Annotated in this window: 17 protein-coding genes; 8 read left to right on the plus strand and 9 right to left on the minus strand. The window is 57.2% G+C overall.

Features of this window, described 5'->3' with window-relative positions:
- Positions 1-104: 104 nt before the first annotated feature.
- A complete protein-coding gene (locus M987_RS11215; protein ID WP_041162008.1) occupies positions 105-1,208 on the plus strand; it encodes an MBL fold metallo-hydrolase in 1,104 nt (367 codons plus the stop codon).
- Positions 1,209-1,240: 32 nt separating this feature from the next.
- Entirely contained in the window at positions 1,241-1,582 is a 342-nt protein-coding gene (locus M987_RS11220) for a RamA family antibiotic efflux transcriptional regulator (protein ID WP_014069230.1), read from the plus strand.
- Between the two features lie 102 nt (positions 1,583-1,684).
- On the opposite strand, the gene M987_RS11225 is transcribed toward M987_RS11220, so the two are convergent.
- Positions 1,685-3,829, minus strand: a complete 2,145-nt coding sequence (locus M987_RS11225; protein WP_014069231.1) for a TonB-dependent siderophore receptor — start codon at positions 3,827-3,829, stop codon at positions 1,685-1,687.
- A 123-nt stretch (positions 3,830-3,952) separates the two neighbouring features.
- Between M987_RS11225 and M987_RS11230 the strand changes: the two genes are divergently transcribed.
- On the plus strand, positions 3,953-5,521 hold the full coding sequence (locus M987_RS11230; protein ID WP_064555858.1) for an alpha/beta hydrolase-fold protein: 1,569 nt from the start codon (positions 3,953-3,955) through the stop codon (positions 5,519-5,521).
- Here the strand turns inward: M987_RS11230 and M987_RS11235 are convergent.
- Positions 5,507-5,755, minus strand: a complete 249-nt coding sequence (locus M987_RS11235; RefSeq protein ID WP_014069233.1) for a DUF1158 domain-containing protein — start codon at positions 5,753-5,755, stop codon at positions 5,507-5,509. The genes M987_RS11230 and M987_RS11235 overlap by 15 nt on opposite strands.
- Positions 5,756-6,244: 489 nt before the next feature.
- On the opposite strand from M987_RS11235, the gene M987_RS11240 reads away from it, so the two are divergent.
- The 3 genes from M987_RS11240 to M987_RS11250 all read left to right on the plus strand — a co-directional run bounded on the left by M987_RS11240 (position 6,245) and on the right by M987_RS11250 (position 13,244).
- Positions 6,245-8,965, plus strand: a complete 2,721-nt coding sequence (locus tag M987_RS11240; protein WP_014069235.1) for a cation-transporting P-type ATPase — start codon at positions 6,245-6,247, stop codon at positions 8,963-8,965.
- Between the two features lie 109 nt (positions 8,966-9,074).
- Positions 9,075-10,139 (plus strand): efflux RND transporter periplasmic adaptor subunit, encoded by a 1,065-nt coding sequence (locus M987_RS11245; RefSeq protein WP_014069236.1) that lies wholly within the window; start codon positions 9,075-9,077, stop codon positions 10,137-10,139.
- A 9-nt stretch (positions 10,140-10,148) separates the two neighbouring features.
- The gene (locus tag M987_RS11250) at positions 10,149-13,244 is read left to right on the plus strand and encodes an efflux RND transporter permease subunit (RefSeq protein WP_014069237.1); all 3,096 of its coding nucleotides are present in this window, start codon (positions 10,149-10,151) and stop codon (positions 13,242-13,244) included.
- On the opposite strand, the gene M987_RS11255 is transcribed toward M987_RS11250, so the two are convergent.
- Positions 13,234-14,355: a YbdK family carboxylate-amine ligase gene (locus M987_RS11255; protein ID WP_014069238.1), complete on the minus strand. Its 1,122-nt coding sequence runs from the start codon at positions 14,353-14,355 to the stop codon at positions 13,234-13,236. The genes M987_RS11250 and M987_RS11255 overlap by 11 nt on opposite strands.
- 187 nt (positions 14,356-14,542) lie before the next feature.
- Here M987_RS11255 and M987_RS11260 point away from each other — a divergent pair, with 187 nt between their 5' ends.
- Positions 14,543-15,016, plus strand: a complete 474-nt coding sequence (locus tag M987_RS11260) for a cold-shock protein (RefSeq protein ID WP_014069239.1) — start codon at positions 14,543-14,545, stop codon at positions 15,014-15,016.
- Positions 15,017-15,059: 43 nt separating this feature from the next.
- Here M987_RS11260 and M987_RS11265 read toward each other — a convergent pair whose 3' ends face one another.
- The 6 genes from M987_RS11265 to M987_RS11290 form a co-directional block, all read right to left on the minus strand.
- Entirely contained in the window at positions 15,060-15,515 is a 456-nt protein-coding gene (locus M987_RS11265) for a hypothetical protein (protein ID WP_014069240.1), read from the minus strand.
- Positions 15,516-15,848: 333 nt separating this feature from the next.
- A complete protein-coding gene (locus M987_RS11270; RefSeq protein ID WP_014069241.1) occupies positions 15,849-16,553 on the minus strand; it encodes an ABC transporter ATP-binding protein in 705 nt (234 codons plus the stop codon).
- Positions 16,540-17,376: an ABC transporter ATP-binding protein gene (locus M987_RS11275; protein WP_014069242.1), complete on the minus strand. Its 837-nt coding sequence runs from the start codon at positions 17,374-17,376 to the stop codon at positions 16,540-16,542. Before M987_RS11275 ends, M987_RS11270 begins: the two co-directional genes overlap by 14 nt.
- A complete protein-coding gene (locus M987_RS11280; protein WP_014069243.1) occupies positions 17,369-18,202 on the minus strand; it encodes an ABC transporter permease in 834 nt (277 codons plus the stop codon). The genes M987_RS11275 and M987_RS11280 overlap by 8 nt, the downstream gene beginning before the upstream one ends.
- Positions 18,202-19,224: an ABC transporter permease gene (locus M987_RS11285; RefSeq protein ID WP_014069244.1), complete on the minus strand. Its 1,023-nt coding sequence runs from the start codon at positions 19,222-19,224 to the stop codon at positions 18,202-18,204. The genes M987_RS11280 and M987_RS11285 overlap by 1 nt, the downstream gene beginning before the upstream one ends.
- A 102-nt stretch (positions 19,225-19,326) precedes the next feature.
- A complete protein-coding gene (locus tag M987_RS11290) occupies positions 19,327-20,895 on the minus strand; it encodes an ABC transporter substrate-binding protein (RefSeq protein ID WP_014069245.1) in 1,569 nt (522 codons plus the stop codon).
- Between the two features lie 200 nt (positions 20,896-21,095).
- Between M987_RS11290 and M987_RS11295 the strand changes: the two genes are divergently transcribed.
- Positions 21,096-21,794: a GNAT family N-acetyltransferase gene (locus M987_RS11295; protein WP_014069246.1), complete on the plus strand. Its 699-nt coding sequence runs from the start codon at positions 21,096-21,098 to the stop codon at positions 21,792-21,794.
- Positions 21,795-21,971: the final 177 nt, after the last annotated feature.

The raw sequence follows: 21,971 nt of genomic DNA on the forward strand, positions 1-21,971 counted from the left end.
ACGTCTTGACGACTTTCTCGTCATATCTATAATGAGTGCTTACTCACTCATAATCAAGTTTACCCGCGCAATCCATCGGATGGGGCGCGTAGCCGGGTCAGGATATGAAAAAGCCTCTATTCATCTGCGTGGTGTTTGTCATGATTATTGCTTCAGCTGCAAGTTTACCTTTTGTTCTGAATGCCGGATTTGGCCAGCCACCGCAGGGTGAGCAGCTAACGGAAGTTGAAGCGTCTGCGCAGTATCGCGACGGGCGTTTCCACAATACGCTGCCTACGCCGGGCTATAACGGCGACAAAAATATGCTGGTGGCGATGTGGGAATTTCTGACCAAAAAAACGGAAAACGCGCGTCCTGTCGAGCCGCTGCCGCTGGTGAATACCAATCTGGCGAGCCTGCCGCTGGAACAGGACACGCTGGTGTGGCTCGGCCACTCATCGTGGTTTATGCAGCTGGCGGGCAAACGCATCCTGATCGATCCGGTACTTGGCAACTACGCCGCGCCGTTCTCGTTCCTGAATAAAGCCTTTGCGGGTGAATACCCATGGCGCGCGGAGTCCATGCCGGACATCGACCTGCTGATTATCTCTCACGATCACTACGATCATCTGGATTACGCCACCATCAAGGCGCTGCTGCCGAAGGTGAAGCGCGTGGTCACGCCACTGGGCGTGGGTTCGCATCTGCGCTACTGGGGCATGAACCCGGCGATCATCGACGAGCGCGACTGGAATCAGTCGGTGCGTATCAGCGATGAACTGACGTTGCATGTGCTCCCGGCACGTCACTTCTCCGGGCGCGGCATCAAACGCGACCAGACCCTGTGGGGCAGCTTTATGTTCGTCACTCCTGAGCAGAAGGTTTACTACAGCGGTGATTCCGGTTACGGGCCGCACTTCAAAGCTATTGGTGAGCAGTTTGGCGAGGTGGATTTAGCCATCATGGAAAACGGCCAGTACGACCAGGACTGGAAGTACATCCACATGCTGCCGGATGAAACTGCGCAGGCGTCGGCAGATCTTAACGCCAGAGCGGTTGTGCCGGGGCATAACGGGCGTTTCGTGCTGGCGAAGCACACCTGGAACGATCCGCTGATCCAACTGGCAAGAGCCAGCAAGGATAAAAACTATCGGCTGCTGACGCCGGAACTGGGCGAACCCGTCCGCGTGGGTGATACCACCCAACAATTTAGCCAGTGGTGGGAATAATGTTTAATCGGGAAACAGAGGGGGAGAGCAGCATGACTATTTCCGCTCAGGTCATCGACACCATCGTCGAGTGGATCGACGACAATTTACATCAACCGTTGCGCATTGAAGAAATTGCCCGTCATTCGGGGTATTCAAAGTGGCACTTACAGCGGTTGTTTATGCAGTATAAAGGTGAAAGCCTGGGGCGCTACATACGTGAACGTAAGCTGCTGTTGGCGGCGCGCGATCTGCGCGAGTCGGATGAACGGGTGTATGAGATCTGCCTGCGCTACGGGTTTGACTCACAACAAACGTTTACCCGCATCTTCACCCGCACGTTCCACCAGCCGCCTGGCGCGTACCGCAAAGAGAACCACAGCAGGGCGCATTGAGATACATTCCCTTCACCCCGGCCCTCTCCCACAGGGAGAGGGAGAACTCCGGGCAATCCCCTCTCCCTGTGGGAGAGGGTGAGGGAGCTGACCGCACAATCCCTACCAGCTGTAATTCACCGTCGCCGTGACCGTGCGGCCAATCCCGTAGAAGCACGCCGTGTCGCTTGCGCACGATGCCACATACTTGGTATCCGCCACGTTATTCACGTTGAATTGCATGCTCGCCCCTTTCAGGCTGCTACTCATCTCGCCCAGATCGTAGCTCACCATCGCGTCATACAAGTCCACCGACGGCACCTTAAAGGTGTTCTTCGCGTCGCCGTAGCTGGTACCGATGTAGCGCATCCCGACGCCTGCGGTCAGACTCTTGAGCGCGCCGCCCGGAACAGTATAGCTGGCGAAAGCCGAAGCCATATGCGCTGGAATACGTGCAGGCGTTTTACCTTCAGTTCCCGCCACCGTGGTGCTCCTGGTTTTTGCATCCGTGTAAGTGTACGAACCAATCAGGTTGATGTTGTCCATCAACGTGGAGTGGATCTCCGCCTCAACGCCTTTCGAACGCACCTTGCCCGCGTTCTCGAACCAGCCTTCGGTGCTGTTGTAGGTGGCCACGTTGTCCTGGGTTAAATCGTACAGCGCCAGGGTCATCAGCGTGGTATCGACAGGTTGATACTTCAGGCCGATTTCGGTCTGCTCACCGGTGGTCGGTTTAAACGGCCCCACGCCCGGCGCGCGGTTGGTTTGCAGGTTCGGTTCAAACGAGGTGCTATAACTGACATACGGCGACAGGCCAAAATCGAACGCGTACAGCAAGCCGGTGCGCCAGGTAAACTTGCTGTCGTTTTGCTGGGTGAAGCTGCTGTCGGTGAAGTCGTTGGTGCGCACTTCGCTCCAGTCGTAACGTCCGGAAACCAGCCACTCCCAGTTGTTCCAGCTCATCTGATCCTGCAGATACAGGCCCATCTGGTCGAGATTTTGCTGTTCGTCGGTGGCAGTTCTGAAGGTGCTTTCATCCACGTTCACCCCGTAAACCGGATTTCGCCAGTCGAGGTCATACTGCGAGCCGCTCCCACGCTCCAGCAGCTGTTTATCTTTGCTGGTTTTGTAATCAAATCCGCCGAGCAGGGTATGGCCAATTTCACCGGTATTCACCAGGTATTCCAGCTGGTTGTCGAGGCCAAACTCGTTGGTGGTGCGTTCCTCATGCTGGGCGCGACGGGTTAATACTGAGCTGTTGGCGGCGCTGGTGGCGTAAACCAGATAGCGGTATTTCTGCTTAATGGTGGCGTAACGCGCGTTCTGGCGGAAGGTGAGGTTATCGGCGAACTGGTGTTCCAGCTCGTAGCCAATCATCGTTTGTTCGCGCCAGGATTGATCGTAATCCGGATCGCTGACGTTAAAGTCGCGCGGGATGTATTTCCCATCGACGCTTTTCACCGTGCCGTAGGCCGGCAAGAAGTTGCGGTAACCCGCGTCCGGATCTTTTTGGTAGCTGGTGAGCAGCGTAAAGCGGGTCTGATCGTTCGGATACCAGGTGATCGCCGGGGCAATCGCCATGCGCGTCTCTTTGTAATCATCCACCTGATTATGCTGGGTGCGGGCGATACCGTTCACGCGATACAGCACGCGGCCATCGTCGCTGAGCTTACCGCCGAAGTCAAACGCGCCTTCTGCCAGGTCGTTATTGCCGGTGCGAAACTGCACGTTATGGATGGATTCCGTGGTCGGGCGCTTGCTGGTCATACTGATGAGCCCGCCTGGGTTCACCTGACCAAACAATACGGACGCCGGGCCTCGTACCAGCTCCACGCGCTCCAGCAGCCACGGGTCTACTGTGCCCGTCTGCGATGAGGCCGTTGCGCCAAAGCTCAGACCGTCGAGGAATTTCGGCACATAGCTAAAGCCGCGCACAAACACTTCATCGTTACGGTTCGACGAGCCGCGGTACTCGGTAAACACCCCCGCCGAGTAGCGCAGCGCCTGTGACACGGAGGTGACGTCCTGCATCTTCATCTGATCGCGGGTGATCACCGACACCGACTGCGGCGTCTTCACGATCTCGGCGCTGGTTTTGGTCGCAGAGAGGGTTTTGGTGGCCACAATCCCCTTCACGGGTGCGGTGGGTTCTTCGCTGACCCCCTGCGTTACCGTAATGGTTTCTTCTTTTGTTTCTGCCTGGGCCGTGACGCTGACCGTCGCCATACTCAGCAGCCAGAGCTGCATTATCTTATTATTTTTAAACATTTTTATTTAACATCCTTGGTTGCTATCGCCATAAAAACACCGGTTAATCGGCGTAGATGATATTGCAAATTATTACCATTTGCATTAGCGTTGGTAACAAATTTCGTCAGGGAACAAGCGGTAATGAAGAGGGTATGGAGTGGGTTGTTAATCGGTATCGGTACGTTGCCAGCGATGGCGGCGGCCTGTGAGCACTCTTCCTTGCAGGGAGACGTTCAGGGGAAGTTTGATGCCAGCGGCGAAGTCTGTTTTTTACTTCCGCCGCTGGACGAGAATTACGTTTCCGCCACGCTGAACGGCGTAACGGATGCTCGCCTGCTGGACGGGCAAAACCGTGGCATCCGCACGCTGGTTGAAAATGGCCCCGCCGATGGCGAACACACGCTCCTGTTTGCGCTGCCGGTGAAGCAACACACCTCGCTGGTGCTGCACGGTGAAGCGGGTAAACCCTGGCGTTTTCAGTGGCGGATGAAAGAGACCTCCGCCTTACCGCGTGTACAAATGCTCGCACCTGAAAGCCCGACGCTTCAGGCGCTGGCAAAAGAGATTGCTGCCGGTGGGAGTACCGATGCGTTCTGGCAGGCGCAGAGTCGGCAGGGAACGCCGATGGTGGAGCCGGTTGATGCGAGCCACAAGCGCGTGACCTTCCTGTGGCGCGGCGCACGGGATAACGTCTATATTCTCGGCTCGCCGGCGGGCGATCACGATCCGCTGTTTCGCCTCGGCAAAAGCGACGTCTGGTTCCGCAGCTACGTGGTGCCCGCCGACACGGTGATGCAGTACAAGATTGCGCCGGACGTGCCGGTGATTGAAGGTTCCCCGCGCGACCAGCGGCGCGCCATTCTGGTGAGCGCTCAGGCCGATCCGCTCAACCCAAATACCTTTGGAGAACAGAAGACCGATCGCTGGAACCGCTACTCGCTGCTCGATCTTAGCCCCGCGCGCTACTGTACCGTTCAGGCCACGGCGCAGCCGCTGGTGCACGGGACGCTAAGCCGTCAGAACATGGCGAGCAAGATCCTCGGCAATTCCCGCGAAGTGATGATCTACAGGCCGCGTGGCGCACAGCCTGCACGCTGGACGCTGATCCTCTTCGACGGACAGGTTTATCAGGATGAGTACCACTTTGCCAACGTACTGGACGGCCTGATTGCCCGCCACCACCTGCCTCCGGTCAATGTCGTCTTTATCGATAGTCTTGATCACGCGCGTCGTGGCAAAGAGCTGCCACCGAACCCTGATTTCGCAGATTTTATGGCTCACGAACTGCTGCCGTGGCTGCGCGGGCAGGGGATTGCCCTGCAACGGAAAAAAACGGTGCTGGCAGGTTCTAGCTATGGCGGGCTCGCCTCATCCTGGGTGGCGCTGCGATATCCGCGCTTGTTCGGCAATGTGCTTAGCCTGTCGGGATCGTACTGGTGGGCACCGAAAGGGGAAGCGCCCGGCTGGCTTACGCGGCAGTACCAGCAGGCGCCGCCGTATCCGGTACGCTTCTGGCTACAGGCCGGGAAGTTTGAAACCACGGGGCCGGGCGGGGGGATTTATCGCACCACGCAGGATTTTGAACAGGTGTTACGGGAGAAAGGCAATCGCGTCAGCTTCCATCCGTCATCCAGCGGCCATGACTATGCGGCCTGGTGTGAGGCGCTGATCCACGGAATGCGCGATTTCACCGGCTTACGACGCCAGTGAAAACCAACGGCGCCAGACGAAACGCAGGATAAAGAATTCGATGGCGCCAAGCACCAGGAACCACAGGCAGAAAAGGATGGTGTAGAGCTGGTTAAGATCGACCAGGTGGAAGGTCGCCATCATTTTCTGCGCCAGCACCAGCCCGAGCGAGGGTGCCGGTAACAGCAGGCAAGAGAGCAGAGCCATCAGCAAAATGCCCCCGGCAGTTAGCAGCGATTCTAACGGGTGTTTCATATTAATGTTAATCGTCAGTTAAAAAAGTTATTGTCGGGCATATTGTAGCGTAAAGCAATATAAACCCGATATTCACTTTTTGATAAAACCAGGGTCGTGTTTCGCTAATAAATAACCGAAACAGAATAATATTCTTAAGGCGATTAAACTAATATCGGGTTATGTAAATAAATGTCTTCCTCAGGCAAATAATTTTACAAATGTATATGTGCTATATCCAATTAACGTTGCAATAACAATGGCGGCGACAATATATAACGCCAGGCGGCGTCCGCGATAAATGCCAAACATGGTGGCTCCTTGTTTAGTTCTGGTTTAGAAACATTTTGTAAAAATCAGTTCATCGAAATAATTTTTATCAGTTTTGAATAACCCGGCAGTAATTATATTGCGGTAGATCAATTTAAGCCGCAAGCCTTAAAAATGAATTTATTAAAGCCAGAAAGGAATTCAGGCTTCCGTCCACCGGATATTGAAGGATATGACGTAATGACCAAGATGATGAACTCGCAGAATATACCGCCTGCAGGCGGAAATGTGCAGGGTAAGCCCTACCAGCAAACGGTAGAGCAAGTACTTGCTCACAAGCAGACTCATGCAAACGGCCTTGACCGCGCAGAGGCGAAAGCCCGTCTGAACCAGTATGGCCCGAATGCGCTGCCGGAAAAAAAGGGCAAGCCTGCGTGGCTGCGTTTTCTGGCGCATTTTAATGATGTGCTGATATATGTTCTGCTGGCCGCTGCGGTACTCACCGCTGTCATGGGGCATTGGGTCGATACGCTGGTTATTTTAGGCGTGGCGGTCATTAATGCGCTGATTGGTCATATCCAGGAAAGTAACGCTGAAAAATCCCTGCAAAGTATTCGCAATATGCTTTCCAGCGACGCGCGGGTAATTCGTAATGGCAGCCATGAAACTATTCCTACAACTGAAATAGTCCCGGGCGATATTATTGTATTACGCGCGGGCGACCGTATTCCGGCCGATATGCGTCTGATTGAGGCCCATAATTTACGCGTTGAAGAAGCTATTTTAACGGGTGAATCAACGGTTGTGGATAAACACATTCTGCCACTCGAGGGTGAATTATCGCTGGGCGACCGCACCAACCTGGTGTTTTCCGGTACCACTGTTAGCGCGGGTGGTGGTGTTGGGGTGGTTATTGCCACCGGGCAGGATACAGAGCTTGGCCATATCAATCAGATGATGGCGGGTATTGAAAAGCACCGCACCCCGCTGCTGGTGCAAATGGACAAACTGGGTAAAGCCATTTTCGCCATTATTCTGGCGATGATGGCAGCGCTGTTTGTCTTCAGCCTGGTATTGCGCGATATCCCGATGGGGGAATTGCTGCTCTCGCTGATAAGCCTTGCAGTGGCTTCGGTACCGGAAGGTTTACCGGCGATTATCTCCATTATCCTTTCCCTGGGCGTACAGGCGATGGCTCGCAAACGCGCCATTATCCGTAAGCTGCCAACGGTAGAAACCCTGGGGGCGATGACCGTTGTCTGCTCGGATAAAACCGGTACGCTGACCATGAACGAAATGACCGTTAAAGCCATTATCACGGCGGACACTTGCTATCGCGTGGACGGCAACAGCTATGAGCCCGTGGGCAACATCTATCTTGAAGGCAGCGATGAGCCGGTACAAATCCAGCCGGGCACCGTGCTGGAACAGTACCTGCGCACCATCGACCTGTGTAACGACAGCCAGCTGATTCAGGATGAGCGTAGTTTGTGGGGCATCACCGGTGGGCCAACCGAAGGCGCACTGAAAGTGCTGGCGGCGAAGGCAAACCTGGAGCCAGTGACGACCACGCTGGTGAATAAGATCCCGTTCGACTCTCAGTACAAATACATGAGCACGCATCACCAGATTGGTGGCGAGGAGCAGATCCTGGTCACCGGCGCGCCGGATGTGCTTTTCGCCCTGTGCGAGCAGCAGCAGACCCGCAATGGTACGGAAGCCTTTAACCGTGCGTACTGGGAATCAGAGATGGAGCGTTACGCACGCCAGGGACTGCGAATGGTTGCTGCTGCGTTCAAACCGGCGAACGGTGAGACCCGGCTTACCCATGACGACCTGAACCACGGGCTGATTTTCCTCGGTATCGCCGGGATGATGGATCCGCCACGCCCGGAAGCTATCGATGCAATCCACGCCTGCCAGCAGGCCGGGATCCGCGTGAAGATGATCACCGGCGATCATCCGCAAACGGCGATGAGCATTGGCCAAATGCTGGGGATCACCAACAGCGTGCAGGCGGTGACAGGCTATCAGCTGGAGAAAATGGACGATCAGGAGCTGGCGAATGCGGCGGTGGATTATGACATCTTCGCCCGTACCAGCCCGGAGCATAAGCTGCGGCTGGTGAAAGCCTTGCAGGACAAGGGTGAAATCGTCGGCATGACCGGTGACGGAGTCAACGATGCGCCAGCCCTGCGTCAGGCTGATGTAGGTATCGCGATGGGAATTAAAGGCACCGAAGTCACCAAAGAAGCGGCAGACATGGTGCTGACGGATGACAACTTCGCCACCATCGCCAGCTCGGTGAAAGAGGGGCGACGCGTTTATGACAACCTGAAGAAAACCATTCTGTTCATCATGCCAACCAACCTGGCGCAGGGGCTGTTGATTGTGATTGCGCTGCTGGCGGGGAACATCATTCCGCTGACGCCGGTCCTGATTTTGTGGATGAACATGGCCACTTCCGCCACGCTCTCCTTCGGCCTGGCTTTTGAAGCCGCAGAGCGAAACATCATGAAGCGCCCACCGCGTCAGACAGGGCAGCACGTGATGGATGCCTTTGCCGTGTGGCGTGTGGCCTTTGTTGGCACCATGATCGCCATCGCCGCATTTGCGCTGGAAGCCTGGCTGGCACCACGCGGCCACAGCGCTGAGTTCACGCGTACCGTGCTGTTGCAGATGCTGGTGTGTGCGCAGTGGGTGTACATGATCAACTGCCGCAACGCCGACGGGTTCTCCCTCAACCGTGGTCTGCTGGCGAACAAAGGTATCTGGCTGGTAACGGGCGTGCTGTTACTGCTGCAACTGGCGATTATCTACCTGCCGTTTATGCAGATGCTGTTTGGCACCGAAGCCCTGCCGCTGCGCTACTGGGCTATCACCCTGGTGATTGCAGGCGCGATGTTCTTCATCGTTGAAATCGAGAAGCGTTTGACCCGCAGGTTCCGTAAGGCTGCATAACTCAAACCTTACCCCTCACCCTGCCCTCTCCCCATAGGGGAGAGGGTGTTCAAGTTCCCTCTCCCTGTGGGGGAGGGCCGGGATGAGGGGAAATTACTGAGGTACTCCCATGAAATTCCCACTTCTTCTTACATTCCTCGCCTGCACCCTGCAAACCGCATTTGCTGCCGCTATTCCGGTTCGCATTGCCACCGTAGAGCAAACCGCTCACGCCGCGGAACGCCAGATCCCAGGGCGTATCGAAGCCATCCACACCGTTGAGCTGCGCGCCCGCACGGAAGGCGTTATCACTCAAACCCATTTCCGCGACGGGCAGTATGTGAAAAAAGGTGATGTGCTGTTTGAGCTGGACGATGCCGAACCGCGCGCCGCGGTGCGCCTGGCACAGGCCGAGGTGAAAAGCGCCAGCGCCACGTTGCGCCAGGCGCAGCAGCAGCTGACGCGCTTTGAAAGCCTGAAAAACAGCAATGCCATCAGCCGGAATGATGTGGATAACGCCCGGATGCAACGCGATGTGGCAAGTGCTGCGCTGGAACAGGCTCAGGCGCGCTTAGAGGCACGTAACGTCACGCTGAGCTACACCCGCATCACATCGCCCATCGATGGCCGCGTGGGGCATAGCCAGTTTCATCAGGGGAGTCTGGTAAACCCGGCAAGCGGTGTGCTGGTGGAAGTAGTTCAGCTTGATCCCATTCGCATCGCTTTCGCGCTGGAAGAGGGGGCATTTGCCACCAAAGCCGGACAACATGCGGATATCAGCGCCCTGAAACAGGCCTGGCAGGCGCAGCTTGATAGCAATGGCCAGCGTGTGAACGGCGAACTGACCTCGGTGGACAACCGTATCGACCCACGTACCGCCAGCGTGATGCTGCGTGCTGAGTTTGCGAACCCGCGTCATCAGCTGTTGCCCGGTGGCAACGTCAATGTCTGGCTTCGCCCCTCCAGCGAGCAGGATGTTATGACCCTGCCTGCCGCCGCAGTGCAGCAAAACGGTGACGGGTACTTTACCTGGGTGGTGAATAGCGATGGGAAAGCTGAAAAACGCCCGCTGAAAATCGCCGGGCAGATGGGGCAACAGTTCCGGATCGCCTCCGGTGTGAAGCCGGGTGAGCGGGCCATCGCTGAGGGTGCACAGCGCGTGCAGCCTGGCGCCGTTGTCCAGATACTGAATTAAGGAGCCATCATGCTGACGTTTTTCATCAAACGCCCGCGTTTCGCGATGGTCATTGCGCTGGTTATCACACTGCTTGGCGCGATTGCGCTCAAAATCATCCCCGTGGAGCAGTACCCGCAAATCACGCCTCCGGTGGTGAATGTGAGCGCCTCCTGGCCTGGCGCCAGCTCGGCTGACGTGGCCGAGGCCATCGCCACACCGCTGGAAACACAGCTAAACGGCGTGGATCACATGCTCTATATGGAATCCACCAGTTCAGATGAAGGCGCTTACAGCCTGAACATCACTTTTGCCGCCGGGACCGACCCGGATCTGGCTGCCATCGACGTGCAAAACCGCGTGGCGCAGGCCGTTGCCCAGCTGCCCGCCGAGGCACAACAAAACGGCGTGCAGGTGCGAAAACGCGCCACCAACCTGATGATGGGGGTGAGCCTTTACTCACCGGATAAGACCCACTCGCCGCTGTTTGTGAGCAACTACGCCAGCACGCAGGTGCGTGAAGCACTGGCGCGCTTGCCGGGCGTGGGGCAGGTACAGATGTTCGGCGCGCGCGACTACAGTATGCGCATCTGGTTACGTCCGGATCGCATGAACGCGCTGAACGTGACGACTGACGATATTTCCCAGGCATTGCGCGAACAAAACGTCCAGGGCGCGGCAGGCCAGGTGGGAACGCCGCCGGTCTTTAACGGCCAGCAACAGACGTTAACCATCAATGGATTAGGGCGCCTCAACCAGGCCGGGGAGTTCGGTAACATCATTATTCGTACCGGAGAACACGGCCAGCTGGTGCGCCTTCAGGATGTCGCGACCATTGAACTGGGCTCACGCAGCTACAGTTCCGGGGCGCAGCTTAACGGACATGACTCCGCCTATCTGGGTATTTACCCAACACCATCCGCCAACGCCCTGCGCGTGGCTGACGCGGTGCGCGCGGAGCTGGATCGACTCTCGACGCGCTTCCCGGACGATCTGGTTTATGAAGTTAAGTTCGATACCACCTCCTTTGTTGCCGCCACCATTAAAGAGATTGGCGTCTCACTGGCGCTCACCATGCTGGCCGTTGTGGTGGTCGTTTCCCTGTTTCTACAAAGCTGGCGCGCGACGCTGATTGTGGCGCTTGCCATTCCGGTGTCGCTGATCGGGACGTTCGCCGTGCTTTATACGCTCGGGTATTCCGCCAACACGCTTAGCCTGTTCGCCATTATTCTGGCGCTCACCATGGTGGTGGATGACGCCATTGTGGTGGTGGAAAGCGTTGAATCGCTGATGGCGGAAGGGCAGAGCCGGACAGCGGCGACCGCGCTGGCGCTGCGCCAGATTGCCGGGCCGGTGATTGCCACAACCCTGGTGCTGCTGGCGGTGTTTGTGCCGGTTGCGCTGCTGCCGGGCATTGTTGGGGAGTTGTACCGTCAGTTTGCGGTGACGCTCTCTACCGCGGTCACCCTTTCAAGCCTGGTGGCGCTGACGCTGACGCCAGCATTGTGCGCAATGCTGTTGCGCCCACGTCCGCAGCGCCCGGCGGCGCTCTTCCGTGGGTTTAACCGTGGGCTCGACAGCACCCGCCGCGGCTATACTCGCCTGGTGAGCTTGTTTAACCGCCGTCCGCTGCTGGCGCTGGCGGCGACCGTTGCGGCGGCTGTGGTGGTGGCGTTCAGTTTTATCTCCATGCCAAAAGGCTTCCTGCCGCAGGAAGATCAGGGCTACTTCTTTGCCAGCGTTCAGTTGCCGGAAGCGGCCTCGCTGGAGCGTACCGAAGCCGTGATGGCTGCGGCGCGAGAGCTTATTGCAGCGAACCCGGCGGTGGAGGATGTGATTCAGGTCTCCGGGTTTAACATTCTCAACGGCACCAGCGCGTCGAACGGTGGGTTTATCTCGGTCATGCTGAAAGACTGGAGCGAGCGTCCGCCGCTGGATGAGGTAATGGGTACGTTGCAGCGCCAGCTGTTTGCCTTGCCGGAGGCGACCATCATGACGTTCGCGCCGCCAACCCTTCCGGGGCTGGGCAATGCATCGGGCTTTGACCTGCGTATTCAGGCACAGGCGGGACAAAGCCCGGCAGAGCTGGAGCAAGTCACGCGCAGTGTTCTGCTGAAAGCGAACCAGCATCCACAGCTGAATCGTGTCTTTACCACCTGGAGCAGCAACGTGCCGCAGCTGACGCTGAGCGTCGATCGCGAACGCGCCGCGCGTCTTGATGTACCGGTTTCACGCATCTTCAGTAGCCTGCAAACCGCGTTTGGCGGCACGCGTGCCGGGGATTTCAGCGTCAACAACCGGGTCTATCACGTGGTGATGCAAAACGAGATGCAGTGGCGTGAGCGCGCGGAGCAAATCAGCGATCTGTACGTGCGCAGCAACACCGGCGAGCGAGTACGCCTCAGTAACCTGGTCACCATTACCCCGACCGTGGGCGCTCCATTTTTACAGCAGTACAACCAGTTCCCGTCGGTGTCGGTGAGCGGTTCTGCGGCGGAAGGGGTGAGTAGCAGCACCGCGATGGCGGTGATGGGGAAACTGCTGGCAGAAAACCTGCCTGCCGGGTATGACTATGCCTGGAGCGGTATGTCTTATCAGGAGCAGCAGACCGGTAACCAGGCTATCTGGATCGTGCTCGCTGCCGTGGTGATGGCGTGGCTGTTCCTCGTGGCCCAGTACGAAAGCTGGACACTGCCCGCAAGCGTAATGCTGTCGGTACTCTTTGCCATCGGCGGGGCGCTGGTGTGGCTGTGGATTGCGGGTTATGCCAATGACGTGTACGTACAGATTGGCCTGGTGTTGTTGATAGCCCTTGCCGCCAAGAACGCGATCCTGATTGTCGAGTTTGCCCGCGCGAAACGTAACGAGGGCATGGCGATTGTCGATGCGGCGCGAGAGGGGGCGTCACGCCGTTTCCGCGCGGTCATGATGACGGCGGTGTCCTTTATTATTGGCGTATTGCCGATGATGCTGGCGACCGGGGCTGGGGCGCAGAGCCGCCGGATCATTGGTACAACGGTATTCAGCGGGATGCTGGTTGCGACCCTGATCGGGATTGTCTTTATCCCGGCCCTGTTTGTACTGTTCCAGCGTCTGCGCGAGTGGGGACACCGGCTTACGGACTAGTTGCCCAGAGTTCGCAATGTTTTTGCACCAGCGAGGTCAGCGAACCGCCATCGTTGATGAAATCCCGCATCTGCTGCGCCTCGCTTTTGCCCTGTTTTAACAACAGGGCAATTTCCGTGATGGCGCTGGTTGCGCCAAGTTTCCCGGCCGACGCCGCAACCTGCTCCAGTAGCCACGCGATATCCTCTGCAATGGTTTTTTGTTCTCCGGTATGCACGTCGGTCAATATTCCTTCCAGCCCATAGCGACAGGCCTGGAACCGGTTAAAGCGATACAGCAGAAAATCGCGCTCCTGATGCTGGTAGGGCCGGGTAGTCAGCAGCCAGTGCGCGGTAGCCTGGATAAGCCCGGCGATATTAATGGCGTGTGAAAGCGTGAGGGGGGTATCCATCACCCGGACTTCCACGGTGCCAAAGTGCGGACTTGGGCGAATATCCCAGTGTAAATCTTTAATGCTGTCGACGATGCTGGTGGTACTCAGGCGGCGAAACAGCCCCTCGAAGGCCTGCCAGTTGTTCACCCACGGCATCGGGCCGTTATCCGGGAACCCGGAAAAGATATTGAGCCGCGATGAGGCAAAGCGGGTATCAGTGCCCTGCATATACGGCGATGCTGCCGCCAGGGCGATAAAGTGCGGCACAAAGCGTGACAGGCCGTGCAGCAGGTAAATGGCGTCATCTCCGGTCCGGCATCCGATATGCACGTGCTGGCCAAACACCGTGGCCTGCAAAATCAGATAACCAAATCGCTCCAGCGTGATGTTGTAGCGCTCATCATCGCACACCTCCTGACGCTGCCATTTTTGAAACGGATGCGTCCCGCCACCACAAATCTGAATACGCTGGTCTGCCGCCACGCGCAGGATGCTCTGCTGCATGGCAGAAAACTGCGCAGCGGCCTGGTTAATATCCTTGCACACGCCTGTGGCGATTTCGAGCATACTCTCGGTGATGTCGTGCTTCACTTCACCGGCGTTGATCTCATTTTTTACGGCGGCAATCAGGGCGGATGAATCCTGGCTGAGATCGTAACCCGGCGGGTTAACCACCTGGAGTTCCACCTCTATGCCAAGGGTGAAAGGTTCCGAAGAGTTGAAGTCAGGTAAAGGCATGAGGTGCTCCGTTGACGGGGATACGTTGAGTATAGACAACGGTATTATTGGCCCTTCGCGATCCTCTTTCGGCTGAAACGCCGATATCGGGCATTTACCCCAAATTCCTCGCCCCAAATCGCATTGTGTTTTACACTCCACGCTGCAAAAATTGAGTTAATGAACGATCAGACAGGCGGTAACAGCGATGAACGGTACAATCACAACGTGGTTTAAAGATAAAGGCTTTGGATTTATCAAAGATGAAAACGGTGACAACCGCTATTTTCATGTGATTAAGGTCGCGAACCCTGATCTGATCAAGAAAGATGCGGCGGTGACCTTTGAACCCACCACCAACAACAAAGGCTTGTCCGCCTACGCGGTGAAGGTGATCCCGGAAAGCCAGTACATCTACATTGCGGGCGAGCGGCTGAAACTCACCTCGATTAAGTCTTTTGTGGTGTTCAGCGAGGAAGTACCAGCCGATACCAGCATTGATAAAGAAAATGCGGTGCTGTCGGTGGGGATCCTGATGAACAACATCAAACCCAAAACTGCGGCTAAGCCGGGTGAAATGCGCACGGTTAAGAAACTGGCCATCACCACCTTCCAGAAAACGACCCACATCTTCTCGGAAGATGAGATCGATATCGAAGCCACGGTAAAAATGCTGAAATAACGTAAAGCCGACATTCTGCGGAATGTCGGCTTTTGCGCCCGCCTCAGCGCGCTGTCATGTCCGATTCCTGCACATATTCCGCCAGCAGCCAGACCATATCATGCAGTAACCTGGTGAGTTCTTTTGTCACACTGGCTGGCAACGTTCCCCCCGCAATCGCGTGCGTGAGCGCCTTCGCGTAGTCCACCTGTAACGAAGCATCATGCCAGCATTCCGGCACGCAGGCGTTAAGTTTTTCGCCCGAAACCATCTGTTCAACCAGGTACGAAGGCAGGCCATTTTCGCAGTGCGCCCGCAACTGATTGAGCCCATGCAGCAGGCGTTCGCAAAGCGCCGCATGGATTTCGCGATCGTCGGTTTCAACCAGCACGCTAACAAATGCGGTACAGGCTTTGGTCAGTTCAATGGGATCCGCCGAGTCGGGAAGCGACTGGCCGAGAAGATGGTGAATAACGTTTTCCTGAGATTGCGTGTGTGTCAGGGTAGGGATTGTTGTCATGTGATATTCCTTGTAAAAAAAGCTCCTGGCCACCTAAAACGTTCCTGTGCCGGTGAGGGGTAGCGCTGACGGAGGTAGGAATACCGCACACGACAAACGGTCAGCCTTTCGGCTACTCCACCAGCGCCACCATGTCTTTCAAAGGGGGAACGCTGTCGCGGCAATTTCATTGCCGTGCCATGAAAAACGGGTTCCTACGCCCGGTTGCGGATGCACCACAACGCAGGAACTTTACGACCATGAAAAAACAAATAACAGTCTTATCCCTTGATGAAACAGGGTTACTTTTTCAGTTTGCGAGGCTCCTTCCAGAAAGGTTATCGCCCCACGGTACTACCCCATCCGGTGCTCGCCCTTAAGCATCGCCTCACGATCAAACATCCGCTGGATAACCCCGTGCGCCATAAACGCCGCGCGGTCAGACATATGTGCAATCACATCTGCATCGTGGCTCACCAGCAGATAGGTCATTCCGTGCTGTTGTTTCAGACGGTTCAGCAGGTTGAGGATTTCCGCCTGCACGGACATGTCCAGCGCGGAGGTCGGTTCATCCAGCAGCAACAGTTGCGGACGTAACAGCAAAGCTCGGGCGATCGCCACGCGCTGCCGCTGCCCGCCGGAGAGCTGGTGCGGGTAGCGTTTACCCGCATCGGCAGACAACCCAACCTGCTGCAATGCATCCGCTACTTTTTCGGTAGTCTGCGTTTCACCGTGGATTTTTAACGGCTCTGAGAGCGTGCGCGCAATGGTGTGGTTTGGGTGCAACGACGCCCAAGGATCCTGAAACACCATCTGCACGTTGCGCCTCAGTGCGCCTTCAAAGCGGCGGCCTGCCTTTAACTGCTCACCCAGCACGGCAATGCTGCCGTTCCAGTCACGTTGCAGCCCCGCGAGCACCCGCAAAATGGTGGATTTCCCGCAGCCGGATTCACCGATCAGGCTGAAGGTTTCGCCTTTCCCGATTGCAAAGCTGGCTGCGGATACCGCGGTTTTTTCCCCGAAAGTGACCTGGAGCTGATTAACTTCAACGAGTGCCATTGTTCGCCTCCTTCCATGGCTGAGTGCGATCGAGCGTTGGCAGCATCTGGCCGAACGTGCTGGCGTCAGGACGGCAGGTCCAGAGCGTGCGCGTATACGGGTGAGTGGCTTGCGGCAACTGATTTGCCGCCATCTCATCGACTTTTTCGCCCTGATACATCACCAGTACGCGGTCGCAATGCTCTGCCACCAGCGGCAGGTCGTGGCTAATCAGTAGCATCGCCATCTGACGCTCTTCGCACTGCTGCACCAGAAGCTCGAGGATCTGGTTACGCAGGCGGGCGTCCAGCGCCGAGGTGGGTTCATCGGCAATTAGTACCTGCGGGTTGTTAATCAGCGCGATGGCAATCATCACGCGTTGCCCCATACCGCCCGAAAGCTCGCCGGGATAGCGCGTCAGCACATTGTCGGTTAGCCCGACGGCGCGAATAATGTCGTGGATGCGCGCCAGACGCTCCGCTCTCGGCAGGGACTGATGCAGGGTTAAGGCCTCTTCAAGCTGGGCGGCCACGTTTTTCACCGGGTTAAGGGCGTAGCGCGGATCCTGAAGCACCATCGCAATGCGGTTACCGCGCAGCGCCTGCCAGCGTTTGTTATTCAGGGCCAGCAGGTCGTTACCGAGCACGTTAAGCTGGCTTGCGCTCACGATGCCCGGCTTACGCACCAGCCCCATCAGGGCACGGGCGGACATGGATTTTCCTGAACCCGATTCCCCGACCAGCGCCAGGCGTTCATTGCCAAGCGTAAAGCTCAGGTTGTTGACCACGCGCGCGGTGGGATAGTCGATATTCAGCGCATCGACGATGACGCGTTGTTCAGTCATGTTGCGGCTCCAGTACATCGCGCAGGCCATCGCCCAGCAGGTTAAATGCCAGGCTGGCAAACAGAATCGCACCGCCCGGAATGGCGGCAATCCACCACTGGTCAAAAATGACCTGCATCCCGTCGGCAATCATGGCTCCCCATTCTGCCATCGGTGGGCGTGCGCCCAGGCCGAGGAACCCAAGCCCGGCGGCAGCCAGAATAATCCCGGCCAGATCGAGTGCCAGACGCACAATCGCAGACGGCAAACACAGCGGCAGAATGTGGCCGAACAGCAGCCGGAACCCACGGATCCCCATCATCCCGGCAGCGGCCAGATAGTCGCTGTGACGCAGGCGCTGAATTTCACTGCGTGCCTGGCGTGCATAGGCAGGCCAGGTAGTCAAAGCCAGCGCCAGCGCCCCGTTCACCAGCCCCGGGCCAAGCATGGCGACAAACGCGAAGGCGAGGATCAGACGCGGCATCGACATCACCACATCGGTAAAGCGCATCAGCACCCGCTCCAGCCAGCCGCCGTAAAACCCGGACAAAATTCCCACCAGCAGGCCAGCGGGGAGGGTGATGACGGTGACCAGCGCAACCAGCCCCAGCGCGGGGCGTGTGCCGTAAATCAGGCGTGAAAGCAGGTCGCGGCCATAGCTGTCAGTTCCCAGCCAGTGCTGGGCGTTGGGAGCCTGTAAGCGCGCGGCGGCGTCCTGCCAGTTAGGATCATGCGGTGCAAGCCATGGAGCAAACAGCGCAACAGACACCAACAGTGCGATGGCGATAAGCCCGCAAAACGCAGCAGGAGAGCGGCGCAGGCGGCGTAAAAAGAGATAAAACGGCATTAGCGCACCCTGGGATCGGTTGCCCGCACAAGCAGGTCGGTAAGGTTATTGATCAGCACAAAACAGACGCCAATGAGCAACGTGCCGCCCATCACCGCTGTGGTATCGCCCGCAAACAGCGCGGTGGTGAGATAGCGCCCGATACCCGGCCAGGAGAAGACGGTTTCAGTTAATACCGCGCCTTCCAGCATACTGGTATAAGCAAGGGCAATCACCGTCAGTAGGGTGCTGCGAATATTCGGTAGGACGTGGCGCAGCAGAATGGTCATCTCCCCGGCGCCTTTGGCGCGGGCGAGCAGAATGTACTCTTTATTCATCTCGCTCAGGCAGGCTGAACGCGTCAGGCGAGTGATGCTCGCCAGTGAGTAATAGGCCAGCAAGAGCACCGGCAGCACCAGATGGCTGATGGCATTTCTGAAGGCCTCCCGGTCACCGGAAAGCCAGGTATCGAGAAGCGCAAACCCGGTACGTGGCTCAACGGTAAACTGCCAGGCATCATCCAGCCGGCCGGGGCCTGCGCTCCACTGGAGCTTCGCGTAGAACAGCGCCAGCATCAGCAGGCCGAGCCAGAAAATCGGTACCGAGTTGCCGAGCAGGGTAAGCGTGCGGATCGTCAAATCGAGCGCTGAACCAGCGTAGCGGGCGCACAGCACGCCCGCGATCACACCGAGTAAGGCACCGATAATAAGCGCCAGGGTTGCCAGCTCCAGCGTGGCGGGGAACGCGTGCAACAAATCCTGCAATACCGGTTGCCCGGTGGCACTGGCGGTGCCTAAATCGCCATGAGCGAGGTTTTGCACGTAATGCCAGAACTGCACGGGCAGCGGTTGATCCAGACCAAGCTGGTGGCGTACCTGATCGTAAGTAGACTGGCTGGCGTGATCGCCAACGATCTGCAAGACGCGATCGACGGGGGAAAATGCGGAGAGCGCAAACGTGATGAGCAACAGCCCGAAGAGCGTGAGTACCAGGGTCAGTAAGCCCTGAAGCACACGCGTCACGTGGGTGGAAAGATGTGGCATGGGAAATCTCTTCATGCCGGGTGGCGGCGTCGCCTTACCCGGCCTACAAAAACCGAGAACGTAGGCCGGGTAAGCACAGCGCCACCCGGCAACAAGGGCAGATTACTTCGTGACGTTGTCGTACCAGACCATATCCGCGTTCAGCCCCTGCTGATAACCCTTCACGTTATCGCGCACCACAATCTGGGTTTTACCCTGATCGACGAACACGTACGGCGAGTTATGTTGCAACTCTTCCTGCATCTTCTTGTACAGATCCAGGCGCTTCGCCGGGTCAGGCTCGGCAACCGCGGCCAGCGTGGCTTTATTCAGCTCAGGGATTTTCCAGCCGTTCAGGCCCGCCACGGTGCTGGATTTACCGTCGTTCCACGCAAAGGCACTGGCGTTAGAGTGCGCATCGAAATAGTCCGGGATCCACAGACGGATCGCCGCCTGATGCTGTTTAGCACGCACGCGGGCATAGACCTGGCTACCTGCCGCTGGCAGCAGATCCACCTTCACGCCGCCCTGAGCAAAACTTGCCTGCATGGACTGAGCGATGGTGATAAACGGCGGCTTGTTCTCCACGTCCAGCGTGAAGTGCGCATCCTTGATGCCCGCTTTGGCGAGGATCTCTTTTGCTTTTGCCGGATCAAATTTAAAGGGGTTGTCTTCCAGCGCCCCCGGCAGACCAACCGGCAGGAAGCTCTGGTGAACAAAATACTGGCCTTTCAGCAGGTCTTTGGTAATACCCTCGTAATCCACCAGCCAGCGAGACGCTTCCCAGAAGGCCGGGTTGTTCAGCAGCGGGTTAGCGCTGTTGCCGGTGTTAAACACCAGGTAGTTCTGCTCGGCAGACGGAATGCTCAGCACCTTCACGCCCGCTTTACCTTCCAGCGCGCTGATCTGGTCAGCGCCCAGATCGCGCGCGACATCCGCATCACCCTGCTGGATCAGCAGGCGGCGGGAAGCCGGGTCGGGAACGTTTTTAATGATGATGCTTTTAAGCTTCGGCGCGCCGCCAGGGGCGGTTTCGTTGGCTTCCAGCACGATGGCCTGATGCGGCTGGTAGACACGCATTTTAAACGCACCGCTGCCCGCAGAGTGCATTTTCAGCCAGGTATTGCCGAAGTCGTTATCCTTCACATTTGCGGAAACCAGTTTCTGATCAACGATAGAGGCAATTGGCGTGGACAGGATATTTAATGCCACGGAAGGGCTGACGTCCGCCGTCCAGTGCAGGGTGAGGGTGTGGTCATCCACTTTCTTCAGCTGGCTTTCGATGTTGCTCGCGTCCCAGCCCAGCACGTTAAGGATAAACGCCGGGGATTTGTTCAGGGTCACGGCGCGGGTATAAGAGAAGATCACATCTTCCGGGCGCAGCGGGTTGCCGGAGGCGAATTTCGCATCAGGCTTAAGTTTGATGGTCAGGGTTTTTGCTGCCGCATCGGCCTGCCAGCTTTCGGCCAGAATCGGGGTGATTTTTTCCGGGTTAGTGCGGTCTGGCTGTACCAGGCGCTGATAAAGACTTGGTACGGTCTGGATGCTGGAAAGTTCGTTGGCTTCAGCCGGGTCGAGACTCACAATGTCATCAAGACCTTGTGCGACAACCAGCGTATTAGGTGGTGTGGCGGCGTTGGCAGTGGCAGAGAGCACGGCCAGTACCAGTAACGGCAGCAGTTTTTTTGTCATAGCGATCCCTGGAAAGTCATTATTGTGATTGTTTTATGCTCCGCTACGTTAGGCTGACTGACGTTTTCCGCAAAGTTTAAATTCTGCTTTGCTTATGCCTTCAGGGTATAACGCATTCATATTGGCTATTAGCCCGAACGCTTTTCCGCCGCTTTTTAACCTGCTATAACAAAATCCTTACCTTTCAAGGAGTCATCCCTGTGCCGGAAATCAATCAACATGGTCAGACCGTTAACGATACTGTTCCCGACTGGAAAGGCGCGAGCATCCTGACCCGCTCGCCGCTGGTGGGGCGCTATTGCCGTCTTGAACCGCTGGATGCAGAGCGCCATGCCGCCGATCTCTTTGATGCTTACGCCCTGGGGGATGATAGCGACTGGACGTGGCTTGCCAGTACGCAACCCGCAACGGTTGAAGCGACTGCGCACTGGGTGCTCGGAAAAGTACTGGATGATGCGCTGGTGCCCTACGCCGTTATCGACTCGCGCACCGACCGCGCAGTGGGGCTGGTGAGCTATATGGCGATTGAACGTCTGATGGGGTCGGTGGAAATCGGCCACGTGACCTGGTCGCGAAAGATGAAAGGCTCCCGGATTGGCACCGAGACGGTGTGGCTGCTGCTGAAAAATGCCTTTGAGCACGGTTATCGCCGCCTGGAGTGGAAGTGCGATTCGATGAACGTGGCATCGCGCAACGCCGCAGAGCGTCTGGGCTTTGTTTGGGAGGGGCGGCTGCGACAGAAGCTGGTGCGCAAGGGGCGTAACCGCGATAGCGACATGCTTTCTATTATTGATAGCGAATGGCCAGAGCGTGATGCAGAGCTGCGCGCGTGGCTGGCACCCGAGAATTTTGACGAGGAAGGGCGGCAGGTGAAACGGCTGGGCGCGTTTCGCGGGTGATTTTCAGCCGGACCCACGCTCCCTTAACCTTCTCTGCGGTCTGAAAATGGCACGGACGTTGAGTCCCGCAGAAATCGGCGAACCGGAGACCGGATGACAAGGGCTGGACGCCAGGGATGGCGGCCAGAGGCGAATCGAGACAGGATGTCGAGTTGAGCCGACCGCAGGCAGAGGGTT

The organism is Enterobacter soli ATCC BAA-2102 (assembly GCF_001654845.1).
In the GTDB taxonomy this organism is placed as follows: domain Bacteria; phylum Pseudomonadota; class Gammaproteobacteria; order Enterobacterales; family Enterobacteriaceae; genus Enterobacter; species Enterobacter soli.

Bases quoted from the DNA above. Each gene is read 5' to 3' on its own strand.
- M987_RS11215 (WP_041162008.1), top strand. From the start codon at position 105: ATGAAAAAGCCTCTATTCATCTGCGTGGTGTTTGTCATGATTATTGCT.
- M987_RS11220 (WP_014069230.1), top strand. From the start codon at position 1,241: ATGACTATTTCCGCTCAGGTCATCGACACCATCGTCGAGTGGATCGAC.
- M987_RS11225 (WP_014069231.1), bottom strand. From the start codon at position 3,829: ATGTTTAAAAATAATAAGATAATGCAGCTCTGGCTGCTGAGTATGGCG.
- M987_RS11230 (WP_064555858.1), top strand. From the start codon at position 3,953: ATGAAGAGGGTATGGAGTGGGTTGTTAATCGGTATCGGTACGTTGCCA.
- M987_RS11235 (WP_014069233.1), bottom strand. From the start codon at position 5,755: ATGAAACACCCGTTAGAATCGCTGCTAACTGCCGGGGGCATTTTGCTG.
- M987_RS11240 (WP_014069235.1), top strand. From the start codon at position 6,245: ATGACCAAGATGATGAACTCGCAGAATATACCGCCTGCAGGCGGAAAT.
- M987_RS11245 (WP_014069236.1), top strand. From the start codon at position 9,075: ATGAAATTCCCACTTCTTCTTACATTCCTCGCCTGCACCCTGCAAACC.
- M987_RS11250 (WP_014069237.1), top strand. From the start codon at position 10,149: ATGCTGACGTTTTTCATCAAACGCCCGCGTTTCGCGATGGTCATTGCG.
- M987_RS11255 (WP_014069238.1), bottom strand. From the start codon at position 14,355: ATGCCTTTACCTGACTTCAACTCTTCGGAACCTTTCACCCTTGGCATA.
- M987_RS11260 (WP_014069239.1), top strand. From the start codon at position 14,543: ATGAACGGTACAATCACAACGTGGTTTAAAGATAAAGGCTTTGGATTT.
- M987_RS11265 (WP_014069240.1), bottom strand. From the start codon at position 15,515: ATGACAACAATCCCTACCCTGACACACACGCAATCTCAGGAAAACGTT.
- M987_RS11270 (WP_014069241.1), bottom strand. From the start codon at position 16,553: ATGGCACTCGTTGAAGTTAATCAGCTCCAGGTCACTTTCGGGGAAAAA.
- M987_RS11275 (WP_014069242.1), bottom strand. From the start codon at position 17,376: ATGACTGAACAACGCGTCATCGTCGATGCGCTGAATATCGACTATCCC.
- M987_RS11280 (WP_014069243.1), bottom strand. From the start codon at position 18,202: ATGCCGTTTTATCTCTTTTTACGCCGCCTGCGCCGCTCTCCTGCTGCG.
- M987_RS11285 (WP_014069244.1), bottom strand. From the start codon at position 19,224: ATGCCACATCTTTCCACCCACGTGACGCGTGTGCTTCAGGGCTTACTG.
- M987_RS11290 (WP_014069245.1), bottom strand. From the start codon at position 20,895: ATGACAAAAAAACTGCTGCCGTTACTGGTACTGGCCGTGCTCTCTGCC.